General features: G+C 66.8%; 14 protein-coding genes. 2 read left to right on the top strand and 12 right to left on the bottom strand.

The window, feature by feature from the left end; genetic code table 11:
• Positions 1 to 36: 36 nt before the first annotated feature.
• From frc to D3869_RS13790, 3 genes are all read right to left on the bottom strand, one after another.
• A complete protein-coding gene (gene frc, locus D3869_RS13800; protein ID WP_137140488.1) occupies positions 37 to 1,314 on the bottom strand; it encodes a formyl-CoA transferase in 1,278 nt (425 codons plus the stop codon).
• Between the two features lie 112 nt (positions 1,315 to 1,426).
• The gene (oxc, locus tag D3869_RS13795; protein WP_137140487.1) at positions 1,427 to 3,184 is read right to left on the bottom strand and encodes an oxalyl-CoA decarboxylase; all 1,758 of its coding nucleotides are present in this window, start codon (positions 3,182 to 3,184) and stop codon (positions 1,427 to 1,429) included.
• Positions 3,185 to 3,225: 41 nt separating this feature from the next.
• Positions 3,226 to 3,915: a GntR family transcriptional regulator gene (locus tag D3869_RS13790; protein WP_109469155.1), complete on the bottom strand. Its 690-nt coding sequence runs from the start codon at positions 3,913 to 3,915 to the stop codon at positions 3,226 to 3,228.
• A 542-nt stretch (positions 3,916 to 4,457) separates the two neighbouring features.
• On the opposite strand from D3869_RS13790, the gene D3869_RS13785 reads away from it, so the two are divergent.
• The gene (locus tag D3869_RS13785; protein ID WP_014240280.1) at positions 4,458 to 5,159 is read left to right on the top strand and encodes a CBS domain-containing protein; all 702 of its coding nucleotides are present in this window, start codon (positions 4,458 to 4,460) and stop codon (positions 5,157 to 5,159) included.
• Between the two features lie 75 nt (positions 5,160 to 5,234).
• Here D3869_RS13785 and D3869_RS13780 read toward each other — a convergent pair whose 3' ends face one another.
• The 7 genes from D3869_RS13780 to D3869_RS13750 all read right to left on the bottom strand — a co-directional run bounded on the left by D3869_RS13780 (position 5,235) and on the right by D3869_RS13750 (position 11,911).
• Positions 5,235 to 6,629: an NAD(P)(+) transhydrogenase (Re/Si-specific) subunit beta gene (locus D3869_RS13780; RefSeq protein ID WP_137140486.1), complete on the bottom strand. Its 1,395-nt coding sequence runs from the start codon at positions 6,627 to 6,629 to the stop codon at positions 5,235 to 5,237.
• 2 nt (positions 6,630 to 6,631) lie between these two features.
• A complete protein-coding gene (locus tag D3869_RS13775; RefSeq protein WP_432613413.1) occupies positions 6,632 to 7,039 on the bottom strand; it encodes an NAD(P) transhydrogenase subunit alpha in 408 nt (135 codons plus the stop codon).
• A 40-nt stretch (positions 7,040 to 7,079) separates the two neighbouring features.
• A complete protein-coding gene (locus tag D3869_RS13770; protein ID WP_137140484.1) occupies positions 7,080 to 8,252 on the bottom strand; it encodes a Re/Si-specific NAD(P)(+) transhydrogenase subunit alpha in 1,173 nt (390 codons plus the stop codon).
• Between the two features lie 250 nt (positions 8,253 to 8,502).
• Positions 8,503 to 8,958 carry a CBS domain-containing protein gene (locus D3869_RS13765; RefSeq protein WP_137140483.1) on the bottom strand — a complete coding sequence of 152 codons (456 nt, stop codon included), beginning with the start codon at positions 8,956 to 8,958 and terminating at the stop codon, positions 8,503 to 8,505.
• A 99-nt stretch (positions 8,959 to 9,057) separates the two neighbouring features.
• Positions 9,058 to 10,083, bottom strand: a complete 1,026-nt coding sequence (locus tag D3869_RS13760; protein WP_137140482.1) for a 2-dehydropantoate 2-reductase — start codon at positions 10,081 to 10,083, stop codon at positions 9,058 to 9,060.
• A gap of 260 nt (positions 10,084 to 10,343) precedes the next feature.
• Positions 10,344 to 10,826, bottom strand: a complete 483-nt coding sequence (locus D3869_RS13755; protein ID WP_137140481.1) for a GNAT family N-acetyltransferase — start codon at positions 10,824 to 10,826, stop codon at positions 10,344 to 10,346.
• A 155-nt stretch (positions 10,827 to 10,981) separates the two neighbouring features.
• A complete protein-coding gene (locus D3869_RS13750) occupies positions 10,982 to 11,911 on the bottom strand; it encodes a histone deacetylase family protein (protein WP_137140480.1) in 930 nt (309 codons plus the stop codon).
• A gap of 489 nt (positions 11,912 to 12,400) precedes the next feature.
• Between D3869_RS13750 and oxlT the strand changes: the two genes are divergently transcribed.
• Complete coding sequence (gene oxlT, locus D3869_RS13745; protein WP_137140479.1) at positions 12,401 to 13,702, top strand: oxalate/formate MFS antiporter; 1,302 nt, start codon at positions 12,401 to 12,403, stop codon at positions 13,700 to 13,702.
• 93 nt (positions 13,703 to 13,795) lie between these two features.
• Here oxlT and D3869_RS13740 read toward each other — a convergent pair whose 3' ends face one another.
• Positions 13,796 to 14,002: a hypothetical protein gene (locus tag D3869_RS13740; RefSeq protein ID WP_137140478.1), complete on the bottom strand. Its 207-nt coding sequence runs from the start codon at positions 14,000 to 14,002 to the stop codon at positions 13,796 to 13,798.
• Positions 14,003 to 14,123: 121 nt separating this feature from the next.
• Complete coding sequence (locus D3869_RS13735; RefSeq protein WP_137140477.1) at positions 14,124 to 14,963, bottom strand: aldo/keto reductase; 840 nt, start codon at positions 14,961 to 14,963, stop codon at positions 14,124 to 14,126.
• Between the last annotated feature and the right edge of the window lie 289 nt (positions 14,964 to 15,252).

The raw sequence follows: 15,252 nt of genomic DNA, 5'->3' as shown, positions 1-15,252 counted from the left end.
GGGCGTCCCGTCGGGACGCCCCTGCCACGGCTGTCTTTACTCGGCGGCCATGCGGGGAACGACCAGCCCCAGAGCGCCGCTGTCGCGAACCTCGGAAATGCGCCGCTCGTCGAAGCCGAGCACCTCGCGCAGGATCTCGTCGGTGTGCTCACCCAGCAGCGGCGACCGCGTGACCTCGGTCGGGCTGTCCGACAGCTTGATCGGGTTGCCGACCGTCAGGTACTTGCCGCGCGTCGGGTGATCGACCTCGACGATGGTGCCGGTCTCGCGCAGCGACTGGTCCTCCGCCAGCTCCTTCATCGACAGGATGGGGCCGCAGGGGATGTCGTACTTGTTCAGGATCTCCATGACCTCGAACTTCGTCTTGGTCATGGTCCATTCCTCGACGGTCGCGAAGATGTCCTTCAGGCGCGGCAGGCGCGCGGCGGGCGTCGCGTAGTCGGGATCGGTGACCCATTCCGGCTTGCCGATGACGTCGCAGATCTTCGCCCACACCGGCGCCTGGGTGATGAAGTAGATGTAGGCGTTGGGATCGGTCTCCCAGCCCTTGCACTTCAGGATCCAGCCCGGCTGGCCGCCGCCCGAGGCGTTGCCGGCGCGCGGCACGGTGTCACCGAACTCGCCGTTCGGGTACTGCGGGTACTCTTTCAGCGGGCCGCGCTCCAGCCGCTGCTGGTCGCGCAGCTTGACGCGGCAGAGGTTCAGCACGGCGTCCTGCATGGCCGCCAGCACCTTCTGGCCGCGCCCGGTCTGGGTGCGCTGGTAGAGCGCCGTGACGATGCCCAGCGCCAGATGCAGGCCGGTGCCGCTGTCGCCGATCTGGGCGCCGGTGACCATCGGCGGGCCGTCGTCGAAACCGGTCGTCGAGGCCGAGCCGCCGGCGCACTGCGCGACGTTCTCATAGACCTTGCAGTCCTCGTAGGGACCGGGGCCGAAGCCCTTGACCGAGGCGACGATGATTCGGGGGTTCAGCTCCTGGATGCGCTCCCAGGTGAGGCCCATGCGGTCGAGCACGCCGGGGGCGAAATTCTCGACCATCACGTCGCAGATGCGCACCAGATCCTCCAGGACGCGCTTGCCGTCCGGGTTCTTGGTGTCCAGCGTGATGGACCGCTTGTTGTGGTTCAGCATGGTGAAATAGAGGCTGTCGGCCTCGGGCACGTCGCGGAGCTGGCCGCGCGTGATGTCGCCCTCGCCCGGACGCTCGACCTTGATCACGTCGGCGCCGAACCACGCCAGAAGCTGCGTGCAGGTCGGACCCGACTGAACATGGGTAAAGTCCAGAACCCGCACGCCTTCAAGAGCTTTTCCCATCGTCGTTCCTCCCGGTGGTGCTCTGTGTCTGAAAAGGGCGGCCCCACCCCTCGCTGGCAGGGCCGCCCGGCCTGGAACCGGAGAACCGGCGTCCTTGGTTAACGCTTGATCGTTACGTCTTGGGCCCCTTGCGGACGGCGCTGGTGGGGTTGAGGCTGCCGATGTTGCCGCTCTCCGACCCGGCGTTGGGGTCGATCACCGCGTTGATCAGCGTCGGCTTTCCGCTGTCCATCGCCGCGCTGACCGCCCGGTACAGCTCGTCCGGCGTCGTCACATTGACGCCCTCGCCGCCGAAGGCCTCCATCATCTTGTCGTAGCGCGAGTCCGGTACGAAGACCATCGGCGACGGGTCCGACCCGCCCGTCGGGTTCACGTCCGTCCCCTTGTAGATGCCGTTGTTGTTGAACACCACGATGCACACCGGCAGCTTGTACCGGCAGATCGTCTCCACCTCCATGCCCGAGAAGCCGAAGGCGCTGTCGCCCTCAACCGCCAGCACCGGCTTGCCCGACTCCACAGCCGCGGCCACCGCGAAGCCCATGCCGATGCCCATCACGCCCCAGGTCCCGACGTCCAGGCGCTTGCGCGGCTGGTGCATGTCGATGATCCCGCGCGCCAGGTCCAGCGTGTTCGCACCCTCGTTCACCAGCAGCGCGTCCGGCCGCTCCTGCACCACCCGGCGCAGCGCGCCCAGCGCCCCGTGGAAGTTCATCGGCGAGGCGTTGCTCATCAGCTTGGGCGCCATCTTGGCGATGTTCGCCTCCTTGCGCGCCGCCACGGCCCCCGTCCATTCCGCCGGCGGCGGCGTCCAACCCTTGGCCATCCCGGCGGTCAGCGCCGACACGCACGACCCGATGTCGCCGACCAGCGGCGCCACGATCGCCACGTTGCTGTCCATCTCGCGCGGCTCGATGTCGATCTGGATGAAGGTCTTCGACCCCGGCTCGCCCCAGGTCTTGCCCTTGCCGTGCGACAAGAGCCAGTTCAGACGCGCCCCCACCAGGACCACCACGTCGGCGTCCTTCAGAACCATCGAGCGCGCCGCCCCCGCCGACTGCGGGTGGGTGTCGGGCAGCAGACCCTTGGCCATGCTCATCGGCAGGAACGGGATGCCGCTCTTCTCGACCAGCTCGCGCACCGCCTCGTCGGCCTGGGCGTAGGCGGCGCCCTTGCCGAGGATGATCAGCGGCCGCTTGGCGCCCTTCAGCACCTCAAGCGCGCGCGCCACCGAGTCCGGCGAGGGCAGCTGCGCCGGCGCGGCGTCGACCACCTTGACCAGCGAGCGCGCGCCCTCGGCGGCGTCCATCACCTGCGAGAACAGCTTGGCCGGCAGGTCGAGGTAGACGCCGCCCGGCCGGCCCGACACCGCGGCGCGGATCGCGCGGGCCACGGCGATGCCGATGTCCTGGGCGTGCAGCACGCGGAAGGCCGCCTTGCACAGCGGCTTGGCGATGGCCAGCTGGTCCATCTCCTCGTAGTCGCCCTGCTGGAGGTCGACGATCTCGCGCTCCGACGAGCCGGAGATCAGGATCATCGGGAAGCAGTTGGTGGTGGCGTTGGCCAGCGCGGTCAGGCCGTTGAGGAAGCCCGGCGCCGAGACGGTCATGCACACGCCCGGCTTCTTGGTCAGGAAGCCGGCGATGGCGGCGGCGTTGCCGGCGTTCTGCTCGTGGCGGAAGGAGATGACCCGCAGCCCCTCGCCCTGGGCCATGCGCAGCAGGTCGGAAATCGGGATGCCCGGCACGACGTAGAGGTTCTCGATGCCGTTGAGCTTGAGGGCATCGATGACGAGCTGGAAACCATCCGTCAGCGCCGGTTCCGCATCGGTGGCGGCCGTGGCTTGGTTGTTGAGGACTGTGACGGCTGACATAAGGGTTACTCCTCCCCGACTCTTATTCGGTTCACGATCGGTCAATCGAGAAAATCGCAGTGCTGTTCGACATGGCGGGCCAGCCCCAGCGTGTGCTCGCGCACCCGCCGCTCGGCGAGGTCGGCGTCGCGCCGGGTCAGGGCGTCGATGATGTCGCGGTGCTCGACGATGGACGTCTCGGCCCGGCCGCCGCGGCGCATGGTGACGCGGCGGATGGCCCGCATGTGGATGAAGAAGCGGTCGGTCAGGTCGGCGATGAGCGTGCAGCCCGAGGCCTGGATGATCGACTGGTGGAAGGCGACGTTGGCGTCGGAATACTCCAGCACGTGGTCGGCCAGCTCGCCTTCGGCGAAGCGGTCGAAGGTGGCGTGCAGGTCGGCCATGCCGCGCTCGTCGGCGCGCTCGACGAAGAGGCGGGCGGCCATGCCTTCGAGCGCGGCGCAGACGGTGATCATCTCGATGATCTCCGCCTTGGTCTTGCGCACGACGAAGATGCCGCGCCGGGGCATGGAGCGGATGAAGCCCTCCTGCTCCAGGAGCGCCATGGCCTCGCGCACCGGGGTGCGGCTGACGCCCAGCGCCTCGCAGAGCTGACGCTCGTCGAGGCGGATCTCGCTCGGCCCGCCGTAGATGTCCATCTGGGTGATGGCCTGGCGCAGCGCCTGGTAGGCCTTGGCCTTGAAGCTCATCCCCTGATCCAGGGGTGCGACCGAGAAACTCATCATCTGCATTGGCGTTCCCGTCCCTCTCTCTCCGCCCCGGAATGATCCGGGGTTTCCCCCGGTTGACGGGGTTCGGGCCGCGCTTTCATTGCCCCGGAGAGGGAAGCGGCTTGGATTGGTGATACGGTATACCAGATGCCAGTTCATGACAAGCAGATATGTTCGGATCGCGGACTGTTTCTTCGATGAACGACGACGCGGCCATTCCTCTGCTGCAGCCTGGAAAGTCTGCTCTCTTAAGGCCCTTTTGGAATACCGTATACGGTATCCACATGCTGCATGACTGGTATACCGAATCCACTGTGGTTGAGGCGGATCGCTGGGGGTACAAACGTCCTTGGAACTACACGCATTCCTCCCTGTAGATTCCCCCACCTGACGGCTCCGCGGCTTCCTGCCAGCGGAGCCTTCTTTTTTCCCGCCTGTAAAATTTGCCCCGCCGCGGACTTCGCCCTGCGGCAAATTGGTATACCGTACACCAGACAGTTTCACCGCACTTCTCGTGTGTGTATGTTGGCTGGGTCAACGAATCAGGCAAACGGAGGAAAGCCATGAAAGCTGCGGACATCATGACCCGTCAGGTGGTCACCATCGGTCCCGACGCCACGGTGACCGAAGCCGCGAAGCGCATGCTGGAGAACCGGATCAGCGGCCTGCCCGTCTGCGATTCGAACGGGCGCCTGCTCGGCGTCATCAGCGAAGGCGACCTGTTGCGCCGGACAGAGACCGGCACGGTCCGCCGGGCCTCCTGGTGGCTCGCCATGTTCGCTGGCGCGCCGAACCAGGCCGCCGACTACACCAAGTCCCACGGCCGCCATGTGCGCGACGCGATGACGGAGTCGCTGATCTCCGTCACGGAGGAGACCCCGCTCGACGAGGTGGTCCGCCTGATGGAGGGCAACCGCATCAAGCGCGTTCCGGTGCTGAACAACGGCAAGCTGGTCGGCATCGTCAGCCGCGCCAACCTGCTGCACGTCCTCGCCAGCATCGCGCCGGACGTCTCCCCGGCCGCCGCGGACGACCGCGTCGTGCGCGACCGGCTTCTGGAAACCCTGCGGGCGCAGCCCTGGGCACCGGAGATCAGCGAAAACATCGTGGTGCGCAACGGCGTCGTGCATCTCTGGGGCAGCGTCCGCACCGAGGCGCAGCGTGACGCCATTCGCGTCGCCGCGGAGAATACGCCCGGCGTCACCCGCGTGGAAAATCACCTGATCATCGTGGATCATGTCGCCGAAGGCGCGGTCGGCTTCTGAGCCAATCGCCGATGCGGCAACAAAAAAGCCCCTTCCCGGTTCGTCCAGGAAGGGGCTTTTCTTTTCGGCCGAGCTTTACTCGGTGGCCTTCACGACCTCTTCGGTGACCTTCTTGGCGTCACCGAACAGCATCATGGTGTTGGGGCGGAAGAACAGCTCGTTCTCGACGCCGGCGTAGCCGGCGGCCATGCCGCGCTTGATGAAGAACACCGTCTTGGCCTTCTCCACGTCGAGGATCGGCATGCCGTAGATCGGCGACTGCGGATCGGTCTTGGCCGCCGGGTTGGTCACGTCGTTGGCGCCGATCACGAAGGCCACGTCCGCGGTGCTGAAGTCGCGGTTGATGTCCTCTAGCTCGAACACCTCGTCGTAGGGCACGTTGGCCTCGGCCAGCAGCACGTTCATGTGCCCGGGCATGCGTCCCGCCACCGGGTGGATGGCGTACTTGACCTCGACGCCTTCCTTCTTCAGCAGGTCGGCCATCTCGCGCAGCGCGTGCTGGGCCTGGGCCACCGCCATGCCGTAGCCGGGGACGATGATCACCGACTGGGCGTTCTTCATGATGTAGGCCGCGTCCTCCGGCGAGCCGGCCTTGACCGTGCCGCGCTCACCGCCGCCGGCCGCCGCCGACGCCGCCCCGCTGTCGCCGCCGAAGCCGCCCAGGATGACGTTGAAGATCGAGCGGTTCATGCCCTTGCACATGATGTAGGACAGGATCGCGCCCGACGAGCCGACCAGCGCGCCCGTGACGATCAGCAGGTTGTTCTGCAGCGTGAAGCCGATGCCCGCCGCCGCCCAGCCCGAGTAGCTGTTCAGCATCGAGATCACCACCGGCATGTCGGCGCCGCCGATCGGCAGGATCAGCAGCAGGCCGAGCGCCAGCGACACGGCGACGATCAGCCACATCGGGGCATCGGCGTTGCTCTGCACCAGCCAGACGATGAGGAGGATGGTGAGGATGCCGAGGCCGGCGTTGAGGTGGTGCTGGAAGGGGAAGACCAGCGGCTTGCCGGTGACCAGACCCTGCAGCTTGGCAAAGGCGACGATCGAGCCGGTGAAGGTGATGGCGCCGATGGCGGTGCCCAGCGCCATCTCGACCAGCGAGCCCTTGGCGATGGCGCCGGGCACGCCGATGCCGTAGGCCTCGGGCGAGTAGAAGGCCGACAGCGCCACGAACACCGCGGCCAGACCGACCAGCGAGTGGAAGGCGGCGACGAGCTGCGGCAGGGCGGTCATCTCGATCTTCTTGGCGATGACGTAGCCGATGCCGCCGCCGATGGCGATGCCGAGCACGATCATCCAGTAGGACTGGACGATGGGCAGGGCCAGCGTGGTCAGCACGGCGATGGTCATGCCGGCCATGCCGAAGAAGTTGCCCTGGCGGGAGGTCTCCGGGCTGGACAGGCCGCGCAGGGCCATGATGAAGCAGACCGAGGCGACCAGATAGAGAAGGGCGGACAGGGTTTCCATGGTTACTTGCCCTTCTTCTTGAACATCGACAGCATGCGCTGGGTGACCAGGAAGCCGCCGAAGATGTTGACGCTGGCCAGGATGACCGCGAGGAAGCCCATGATCTTGGAGAAGCCGAAGCCGGCCGGGCCGGCGGCGATCAGGGCGCCGACGATGATCACCGAGGACACCGCGTTGGTCACCGCCATCAGCGGCGAGTGCAGCGCCGGCGTCACCCGCCACACCACGTAGTAGCCGACGAAGCAGGCCAGCACGAACACCGTCAGTCCGGTGATGAAGAAGTTGCCGTGGCTCGCCGCTTCCAGGACGGGCGCCGGGATCGGCATCGCGTGGGTCATTTGGGCGACCTGGACCTGAAGCTCCGCCGTCTGGTTGGTCAGGGTGAGGAGCGAGTGGCGGAAGGCCTCAATCTGGCTCGCGGGATCGGGATGTTCCATGGAAGCCGCCTCCTCAGACGGTCTGGACTTCGCGGACCGCGTCCGCGAAGGCGGGATGGACGACCTGCCCATCGCGGGTAAGCGCGATGGCCTTCACGATCTCGTCGTCCCAGTTGAGGGCGATGCCCTTTTCCTTGTCGTGCAGCGACTGCAGCAGAGCGAGGAGGTTCTTGGCGTACAAGAGCGAGGCGCTCTCGGCGATGCGGCTGGGGTAGTTGGCGTGGCCGACGATCTTCACCCCGTTCTCCGTGGTGACGACCTTGCCCAGTTCCGAGCCCTCAACGTTGCCGCCCTGCTCCACCGCCAGATCGATGATCACCGAGCCCGGCTTCATCGACGCGACATGCTCGCGCGTCACCAGGATCGGCGCCTTGCGCCCGGGGATCAGCGCCGTGGTGATGACGATGTCCTGCTTCTTGATGTGCTCGGCCACCAGCGCCGCCTGCTGGCGCTTGTAGTCGTCGGACATCTCCTTGGCGTAGCCGCCCGCCGTCTCGGCCTGCTTGAACTCCTCGTTCTCCACCGCGACGAAGCTGCCGCCCAGCGACTGCACCTGCTCCTTGACCGCCGGGCGCACGTCGGTGGCCGAGACGATGGCGCCCAGCCGCTTGGCCGTGGCGATCGCCTGCAGACCAGCGACGCCGACGCCCATGATGAAGGCACGCGCCGGCGGCACGGTGCCCGCCGCGGTCATCATCATCGGGTAGGCCCGGCCATACTCGCTGGCGGCGTCGACCACCGCCTTGTAGCCGGCGAGGTTGGCCTGGGAGGACAGCACGTCCATGACCTGGGCGCGGGTGATGCGCGGCATGAACTCCATGGCGAAGGCGTTCACTCCGGCCGCGGCGTAGGCCGCCACATGGTCGCGGCTGTTGTAGGGGTTGAGGATGGCGAACAGCAGCGCACCGCGCTTGATCAGCGCCAGCTCGTCGAGGTCCCCTTCCCCGGCCAGCAGCGGGCGCTGCACCTTCAGCACGATGTCGGCGTCGGCCAGCGCCGACGCGGCATCCGGCGCGATCTCCGCGCCGGCGTCCTGGTACACCCGGTCCGGCAGGTTCGAGCCCAGACCGGCGCCGGCCTCGACCACGACGTCGAGACCGAGACCCTTGATCTTCTTGACGGTTTCCGGAGACGCCGCGACGCGATTCTCGCCCGCGCGCCGCTCCCTGGGTATGGCGATTTTCATGGTTGTTGATTGCCTCCCAAAGCAATCGGCAGGACGAGGCGTCAGCGCTCCGGCCTCGGCGGCGGGCGGCCTCGGCGGGCGGCCCGCCGGTCAAATTCTCGAATGATGTCGGTGCCGGAGCATGGTCCGGCGTCTGGTCCGCGGGGCGGCGGAGCGGTCACCCGGGATGGATGCGGGTGACCGCCTCCGGATCACCGCCGCCGTCATGGGAAGGTGCCCCAGGCACAACGGCCCGGGACGCCGTCGTCCGTCACTGGGCCGCGGCGACGGGATAGCTGACGACTTCGCCCGGCTCGGCGTCCGGCGGGGCGGCGTCGAGTTGCGCCTTAATGAGATCGCGCACGCTGACCACGCCGACGAGCGAGGCGCCGTCCAGAACGGGGATGTGACGAATGGTATGCTCGTCCATCAGCTGGAGCACGCGGCGGACGGAATCGCCGGGCGTGCAGCAGACGGGATGGTGGCTCATCACCGCCGTGACCGGCAGGGACAGGATGCCCGGCCCGCGGTCGGTCAGGCTGCGCACGATGTCGCGTTCGGAGATCACCCCGACGACCGTGTTGCCCTCGGTCCGGCAGACGTCCTTGACCACCAGCGCGCCGGTGTTTTCGGCCTTCAGAAGACGCAACGCCGTTTCCACGGTTTCGTTGATGCGCACCGTGCCGATGCGCGTCCCCTTCCGGCGGAGAATGTCTTCAACCCTCATGACGCTCCTCCTGTGAAGCGATTGTCCGGCCCCTCGGCGTTGCTTCGCTGCGTCGTTGGGGGCGTTGGTTTCTGTGTGCGGGGCCGGACGGTGTCCGCCCTACTGGGCGGCGACCGCGGGTGCGGCCTCGGACGATGCCCGCTGCGGGCGGCTGTAGCAGTCGGCGATCTCGCCGCGCTGGCGGACGAGCGCCAGGACCACGTCGATGGTCGGGGTCGCCACGCCGACCATGCGGCCCATCTCCTGGACCACCGACAGCAGCGCGTCGATTTCCATCGGGCGGCCGCGCTCCAGATCCTGAAGCATCGAGGTCTTGTGCGCGCCGACCGCACCGGCGCCGTTGATGCGGCGCTCCACATCCACGCGGAAATGCACGCCCAGACGGTCGCCGATCTCCTTGGCCTCCAGCATCATCGACTTGGCGACGGCGCGGGTTTCCGGATCGGAGCAGATGACGTCCAGCGTGGCGTGGGTGAGCGCGCTGATCGGGTTGAAACAGAGGTTGCCCCACAGCTTCAGCCAGATCTCGTCGCGGATGCGGTCGAGCACTGGGGCGCGCAGGCCGCCGGCCTCCATGGCCGCGCTGAGCTTCTTCACGCGGTCGGACTGGCTGCCGTCCGGTTCGCCCAGCGAGAACTTGTCACCGTAGATGTGCTGAATGACGCCGGGTTCGACGACCTCCGTCGCGGGGTAGACGACGCAGCCGATGGCGCGCTCCGGCCCCAGGCCGTTCCACTGGATGCCGCCCGGATCGACGGTGTCGAGCACGCGGCCTTCGAACTCTCCGCCGTTCTTGTAGAAGTACCAGTAGGGGATGCCGTTGACCGCGGTGACCACGGCGGTGTCCTTGCCGAGCAGCGGCTGGATGGCGTCGACGACGCTGGGAACGGAGTGGGCCTTCAGACCGATGATGACGTAGTCCTGCGGGCCGAGTTCCGCCGCGTTGTCGGTGCAGCGGGGGTGGACGACCGTTTCTTCCTCTCCGACGATCAGCTTCACGCCGTTCTCACGCATGGCCGTGAGATGGGCGCCGCGCGCCACGAGGCTGACATCCGCGCCGGCCTGGTGGAGACGCACACCCAGATACCCGCCGATGGCCCCGGACCCAAAGATGCAGATCTTCATAACCCGTTTCCTCTCCCCCAATTATCGGCCACGCGCCGCGCAGCCTTTGCAGTAACCCCAATCAATCAGCACACCGAACAAATACGGAGTTTGGTATACCAGATACCAGATGTCAACTGGCAAAATAGACCCTGTCGAGGGAGGGACATGATCCGGAATCGGGCGAGAATCCTGGGTTTTCCAACGAAAGTTCGAGCATGGAAAACCGGACGCCCGGCCCGTCCGGACGCCCGGTTCGCGGGTCCATCCGGTGCGCTGGATCAGGTGAGCGGCAGGACGAGCTGGAACGCCTTAACCGTCATGCGCTTGCGGTGATAGAAACGGTGCGCGTCGCCGCGCTGGACGCCGGAGATGATCTCCATCTGGGCGCATCCCTTTTCGCGGGCCTGACCGGCCAGCCAATCGAACAGCTTGTCGCCCAGACCGAAGGAACGGTGCTTCGGCGAGGTGACGAGATCCTCAACATACATATAGCGACCGCGCGACAGCGTCTCGTGAACGCGGAAGCCGCCGCAGCCGGCCACCTCGCCGTCGATGCGCAGGAGAGCGAGGTTGTAGCCGTCCTCCATCTGGCGGCGGATCTGGGCGGCGTAGGCGTCGGGGTCGGTCATGTGGGTGCGCAGTTCCTTCACCACCGCGTAGCTGTCGGCGATGTCGGCGTCGGACTTCGCCAGGGTGATCTCGATGGTGGGCTGGTCGGCAGCGTTCTGAGCGGCGTTCTGTTCGGCGATCCGCTGGTCCATCGTGCGTAACTCCCGTTTTTTTTGGTGTTCGAGGGACTCTGTTCGTCTCTCTGGTATTTGGTATACCAGATAATCCGTGCTGGAAGCAACCGACCTTATGACGCGGCTGCGCAAAGTCCCTCGAAATCAGCCGGGCTTCGCCGTTCGAACCGCGATCAGGCGCGCATCAGGGCTTGAAGATGGGCGGCGCAGCCTTCGGCGAGCCCCACCATGTCGTAGCCGCCTTCCAGCACCGTCACGACGCGGCCACCGCACAGCCGGTCCGCCGCCTCGACCAGCTTGCGGGTTGCCCACTCGAAATCCGGGCCGGTGAAGTTCAGCGACGCCAGCGGGTCGCGGGCGTGGGCGTCGAATCCGGCGGAGATCAGGATCAGTTCCGGCCGGAACTCCTCCAGCGCGGGGAGGATGCGGCGCTCCATGGCCTGACGAAACTCCACCGTCCCGGCGTGGGGCGGCAGCGGCGCGTTGACGATGTTGTCGGCGACTCCGGTCTCGCTCATCGCACCGGTGCCGGGATAGAGCGGCGACTGGTGGGTCGAGGCGAAGAACAGGTCGGCGTCGTCCCAGAACATCGCCTGGGTGCCGTTGCCGTGGTGCACGTCGTAATCGACCACGGCCACCCGTGTCAGGCCCCGCCGCTTGCGGGCGTGCTCCGCGCCAACCGCCACATTGTTGAAGACGCAGAAGCCCATGGCGCGGGCCGGCTCGGCGTGGTGACCGCAGGGGCGGACGGCGCAGAAGGCGTTCGTCGCCGTCCCGTCCAGCACCGCGTCCACCGCCGCGCAGACCGCTCCGGCGGCGCGCAGGATCGCCGAGCGCGAGGTGGGCGACAGCACGGTGTCGGCGTCCAGCCGGACATGGCCGCTGTCCGGTACCGCGTTCAGCACGGCGTCCACATAGGCCGGGTCATGCACCCAGCGGAGCTGCTCGACCTCTGCTTCCGGCGCCTCGAAGCGGGGCAGATCGCGGAATTCGTCGCGGTCCAGAACCTCCCACACCACGGCGATTCGCTCCGGACGCTCCGGGTGCCCCGGGCCGGTGTCGTGCGCCAGGAAGTCCGGATGGGTGAATATGGCAGTGGTCATCGAGTCGTCTCCTCCCCTGTACCGAATCATTGGAAACTGGGTGATTGCGCGACGGCGCGGGAGCGGCATGCACACCGGGTCGACGCGCGCCCTTGCCTTATATGTATACCAGATACCAAAATGGGCAAAATCGCTTTGCTAACGAACCGTCAGCGCTACCCACCGACAAGCGCCGCGAGTCCCCATTTGAACAAGGGCTATCAACACTTCCGGAGGTGGTAGGCCGGCCCTCTCGCGCTTGGTCTGTTTGTTACGCTGACAAACAGCTTGCGCCGGAAACTGTATCTGGCATACCATATCTCTAATGCCAAAAACGCTCATCCCGTGAGTTCAAGCCGCCCACACCAAGCGGCCGGTTCCACGGTCAGGCCAAGGTAATGGAGACGACCCGGCACACCACGGGAACGCCTCCGGTCAAAAAACAAAAACAACCCGACTCAAAAAAGCAAAAGACCGCTTCGCAAAGAGATCGCTTCTAGGAGGAGAGAAATGCACCAAGCCCTCACGGAGGCCCCGAAGGGGCCCCTCGGTGGCCGCTGGTTCCAGCTCGTCATCGGCGTCATCTGCATGTCGATGATCGCGAACCTGCAGTATGGCTGGACTCTGTTCGTCGAGCCCATCGACCAGAAGCATGGCTGGGGCCGTGCGGCCATCCAGGTGGCCTTCACCATCTTCGTCGTCATGGAAACCTGGCTGGTTCCCGTCGAAGGCTGGTTCGTCGACAAGTTCGGCCCGCGCATCGTCGTCCTGATCGGCGGCGTGCTCTGCGCCGTGGCCTGGGCGGTCAACTCGGTGGCCGACTCGCTCGCCATGCTCTATCTGGGCGCGGCGCTGGGCGGCATCGGTGCCGGCGGCGTCTACGGCACCTGCGTGGGCAACGCGCTGAAGTGGTTCCCCGACCGCCGCGGCCTCGCCGCCGGCCTGACCGCCGCCGGGTTCGGCGCCGGTTCGGCCCTCACGGTCGTTCCCATCGCCAACATGATCCACTCCTCGGGCTACGAAGCCACCTTCATGACCTTCGGCATCGGCCAGGGCGCGGTGATCCTCGCGCTGGCGTGGTTCCTGGCGTCGCCGAAGAAGGGGCAGGTTCCGGAGGTCACCCGCTCGGCGGTGTCGCAGACCCGCGAGAGCTACACCCCCGTCCAGATGCTGAAGACCCCGGTCTTCTGGGTCATGTACGCCATGTTCGTGATGGTGGCGGCGGGCGGCCTGATGGCGACCGCGCAGCTCGGCCCGATCGCCAAGGACTTCCACCTGGACGGCGTCCCCGTCAGCATCATGGGCCTGACCCTGCCGGCGCTGACCTTCGCCCTGTCGATCGACCGCGTGCTGAACGGCGTCACCCGCCCCTTCTTCGGCTGGGTGTCGGACCACATCGGCCGCGAGAACACCATGTTCATCGCCTTCGCCCTGGAGTGCGTCGGCATCCTGGCGCTGAACCAGTGGGGCCACAACCCCGTCGCCTTCGTGATCCTGACGGGTCTGGTGTTCTTCGCCTGGGGTGAGATCTACAGCCTGTTCCCGGCGCTGTGCGGCGACTCCTTCGGCTCGAAGTTCGCCACCACCAACGCCGGCCTGCTGTACACCGCCAAGGGCACCGCGTCGCTGGTCGTTCCCTTCGCCAACGTGGCGGTGGCCTCGACCGGCAGCTGGCAGGCGGTGTTCTTCTTCGCCGCCGCGGTGAACGGCATCGCCGCTTTGCTGGCCATCTTCGTCCTGAAGCCGATGCGCGCCCGCCAGATCAACGAGAGCCTGCCGACCTCGAAGCTGGCGGCGGAGCCGGCCCAGTAAGGCACCGGACGCACCATCAGCACACGAACGCAATCGGGCCGGGAAATTTCCCGGCCCGATTTGCTTGTGGGGAAAAAAGTTCTTGGGAAACGGTCAGAGCCCGCGCGGGAAGGACGCCCAGGACGGGCCGCCCTCGATCTCCTCCTGCACCCTGCGCGCCTTCTTCACCCGGCGGAGATGCCGGGGCGACCAGGGATCGCGGACCGGCATGCCGGCGGTGGCGACCTCGGCGGTCAGAATCCGCGCCACGACGATGGCGAAGCCCGACAGCAGCATGGACAGAAGAACGATGGCGAGCATGCTTCGATTCCCGGATAAACCGATAGCGGGCTCAGGCACGCCTGATTCCGCAATGCAGCATACATAGGCCATTCGGCCAGGGAAATCGAGTCCGCCACCGCAAGCGCGGCGCTTCGCCGCGCTACAGCATCTCCAGCGGGCGCGGCTCGCGGGGCGGCGGGAAGGCCCGGTCGAGGTCCGCGAGATCCTGCTCGTCCAGCCGCAAATCGGCGGCGGCCCGGTTGTCGCGGACGTGGGCGGGATCCGACGCCTTGGGGATGGCGATCATCCCGTCCTGGCGGAGCAGCCAAGCCAGCCCGACCTGGGCCGGCGTCGCGCCGTGCCGGTCGGCGACGCGGCGAAGCTCCGGATGGCGCAGCATGCGCCCCTGCTCAATGGGCGAATAGGCCATGATCGGAATGCCCCGCCCACGGCACCAGGGCAGCAGGTCGTATTCGATGCCGCGGCGGGTCAGGTTGTAGAGGAGCTGGTTGGTCTGCACCCCCTCCCCGCCCGGCGTGCCGACCAACTCCTCCATGTCCTGGAGATCCAGGTTGCTGACGCCCCATCGGCCGATCTTGCCGTCGCGCATCAGCGTGTCGAAAGCCTCGATGGTTTCGGAAAAATCGTGGCTGCCGCGCCAGTGCAGCAGATAGAGGTCGATGCGATCGGTGCGCAGGCGCTTCAGGCTGCGTTCGCAGGCCGCGATGGTGCCGCGGCGGCTGGCGTTCATCGGCAGCACCTTGCTGACCAGGAACACCTCGTCGCGGCGCCCGGCGATGGCCTCGCCGACCACCTCCTCCGCTCCGCCGTCGGCATACATCTCCGCCGTGTCGATCAGCGTCATGCCGAGGTCGAGGCCGAGCCGCAGCGCCGCCGCCTCCCGCGCGCGGTCGCGGCTGTCCTCGCCCATGTACCAGGTGCCCTGGCCGAGCACCGGCACGGCGGTTCCCGAAGGAAGGCGTGTCGTCGGAATGGTCATGGATGTCTCCCGTTCCCTTGGCCCCGTCGAAGCATCGAAGGGGCGTGAGGAACGTTAGTCCACCAAGCCACCCCTGGAAACCGCCCCTTGGCGCTATTTCGGCGGGTGGGAGAAGCCGGCGAACGCGGCGCGGCAAACAGGTCGCTTGCCAGACCGGCAAAGGCGGCAGACAAATGACGCCTGAAACGACAAAAGCTCAGCCAAGGGCTGAGCTTTCGAAACCGGTGCCAACCTGTGAGAAGGTGGCGTCCCCAAGGGGAGGCGATGACGCGAAAGGCAAGCCCCGAGA

This window comes from Azospirillum brasilense, assembly GCF_005222205.1.
GTDB lineage: Bacteria > Pseudomonadota > Alphaproteobacteria > Azospirillales > Azospirillaceae > Azospirillum > Azospirillum brasilense_G.
This window is presented reverse-complemented; position numbering and strand designations above follow the sequence as displayed.

Coding starts and splice junctions, on each gene's coding strand:
- frc (WP_137140488.1), bottom strand. CDS start 1,314: ATGGGAAAAGCTCTTGAAGGCGTGCGGGTTCTGGACTTTACCCATGTT.
- oxc (WP_137140487.1), bottom strand. CDS start 3,184: ATGTCAGCCGTCACAGTCCTCAACAACCAAGCCACGGCCGCCACCGAT.
- D3869_RS13790 (WP_109469155.1), bottom strand. CDS start 3,915: ATGCAGATGATGAGTTTCTCGGTCGCACCCCTGGATCAGGGGATGAGC.
- D3869_RS13785 (WP_014240280.1), top strand. CDS start 4,458: ATGAAAGCTGCGGACATCATGACCCGTCAGGTGGTCACCATCGGTCCC.
- D3869_RS13780 (WP_137140486.1), bottom strand. CDS start 6,629: ATGGAAACCCTGTCCGCCCTTCTCTATCTGGTCGCCTCGGTCTGCTTC.
- D3869_RS13770 (WP_137140484.1), bottom strand. CDS start 8,252: ATGAAAATCGCCATACCCAGGGAGCGGCGCGCGGGCGAGAATCGCGTC.
- D3869_RS13765 (WP_137140483.1), bottom strand. CDS start 8,958: ATGAGGGTTGAAGACATTCTCCGCCGGAAGGGGACGCGCATCGGCACG.
- D3869_RS13760 (WP_137140482.1), bottom strand. CDS start 10,083: ATGAAGATCTGCATCTTTGGGTCCGGGGCCATCGGCGGGTATCTGGGT.
- D3869_RS13755 (WP_137140481.1), bottom strand. CDS start 10,826: ATGGACCAGCGGATCGCCGAACAGAACGCCGCTCAGAACGCTGCCGAC.
- D3869_RS13750 (WP_137140480.1), bottom strand. CDS start 11,911: ATGACCACTGCCATATTCACCCATCCGGACTTCCTGGCGCACGACACC.
- oxlT (WP_137140479.1), top strand. CDS start 12,401: ATGCACCAAGCCCTCACGGAGGCCCCGAAGGGGCCCCTCGGTGGCCGC.
- D3869_RS13740 (WP_137140478.1), bottom strand. CDS start 14,002: ATGCTCGCCATCGTTCTTCTGTCCATGCTGCTGTCGGGCTTCGCCATC.
- D3869_RS13735 (WP_137140477.1), bottom strand. CDS start 14,963: ATGACCATTCCGACGACACGCCTTCCTTCGGGAACCGCCGTGCCGGTG.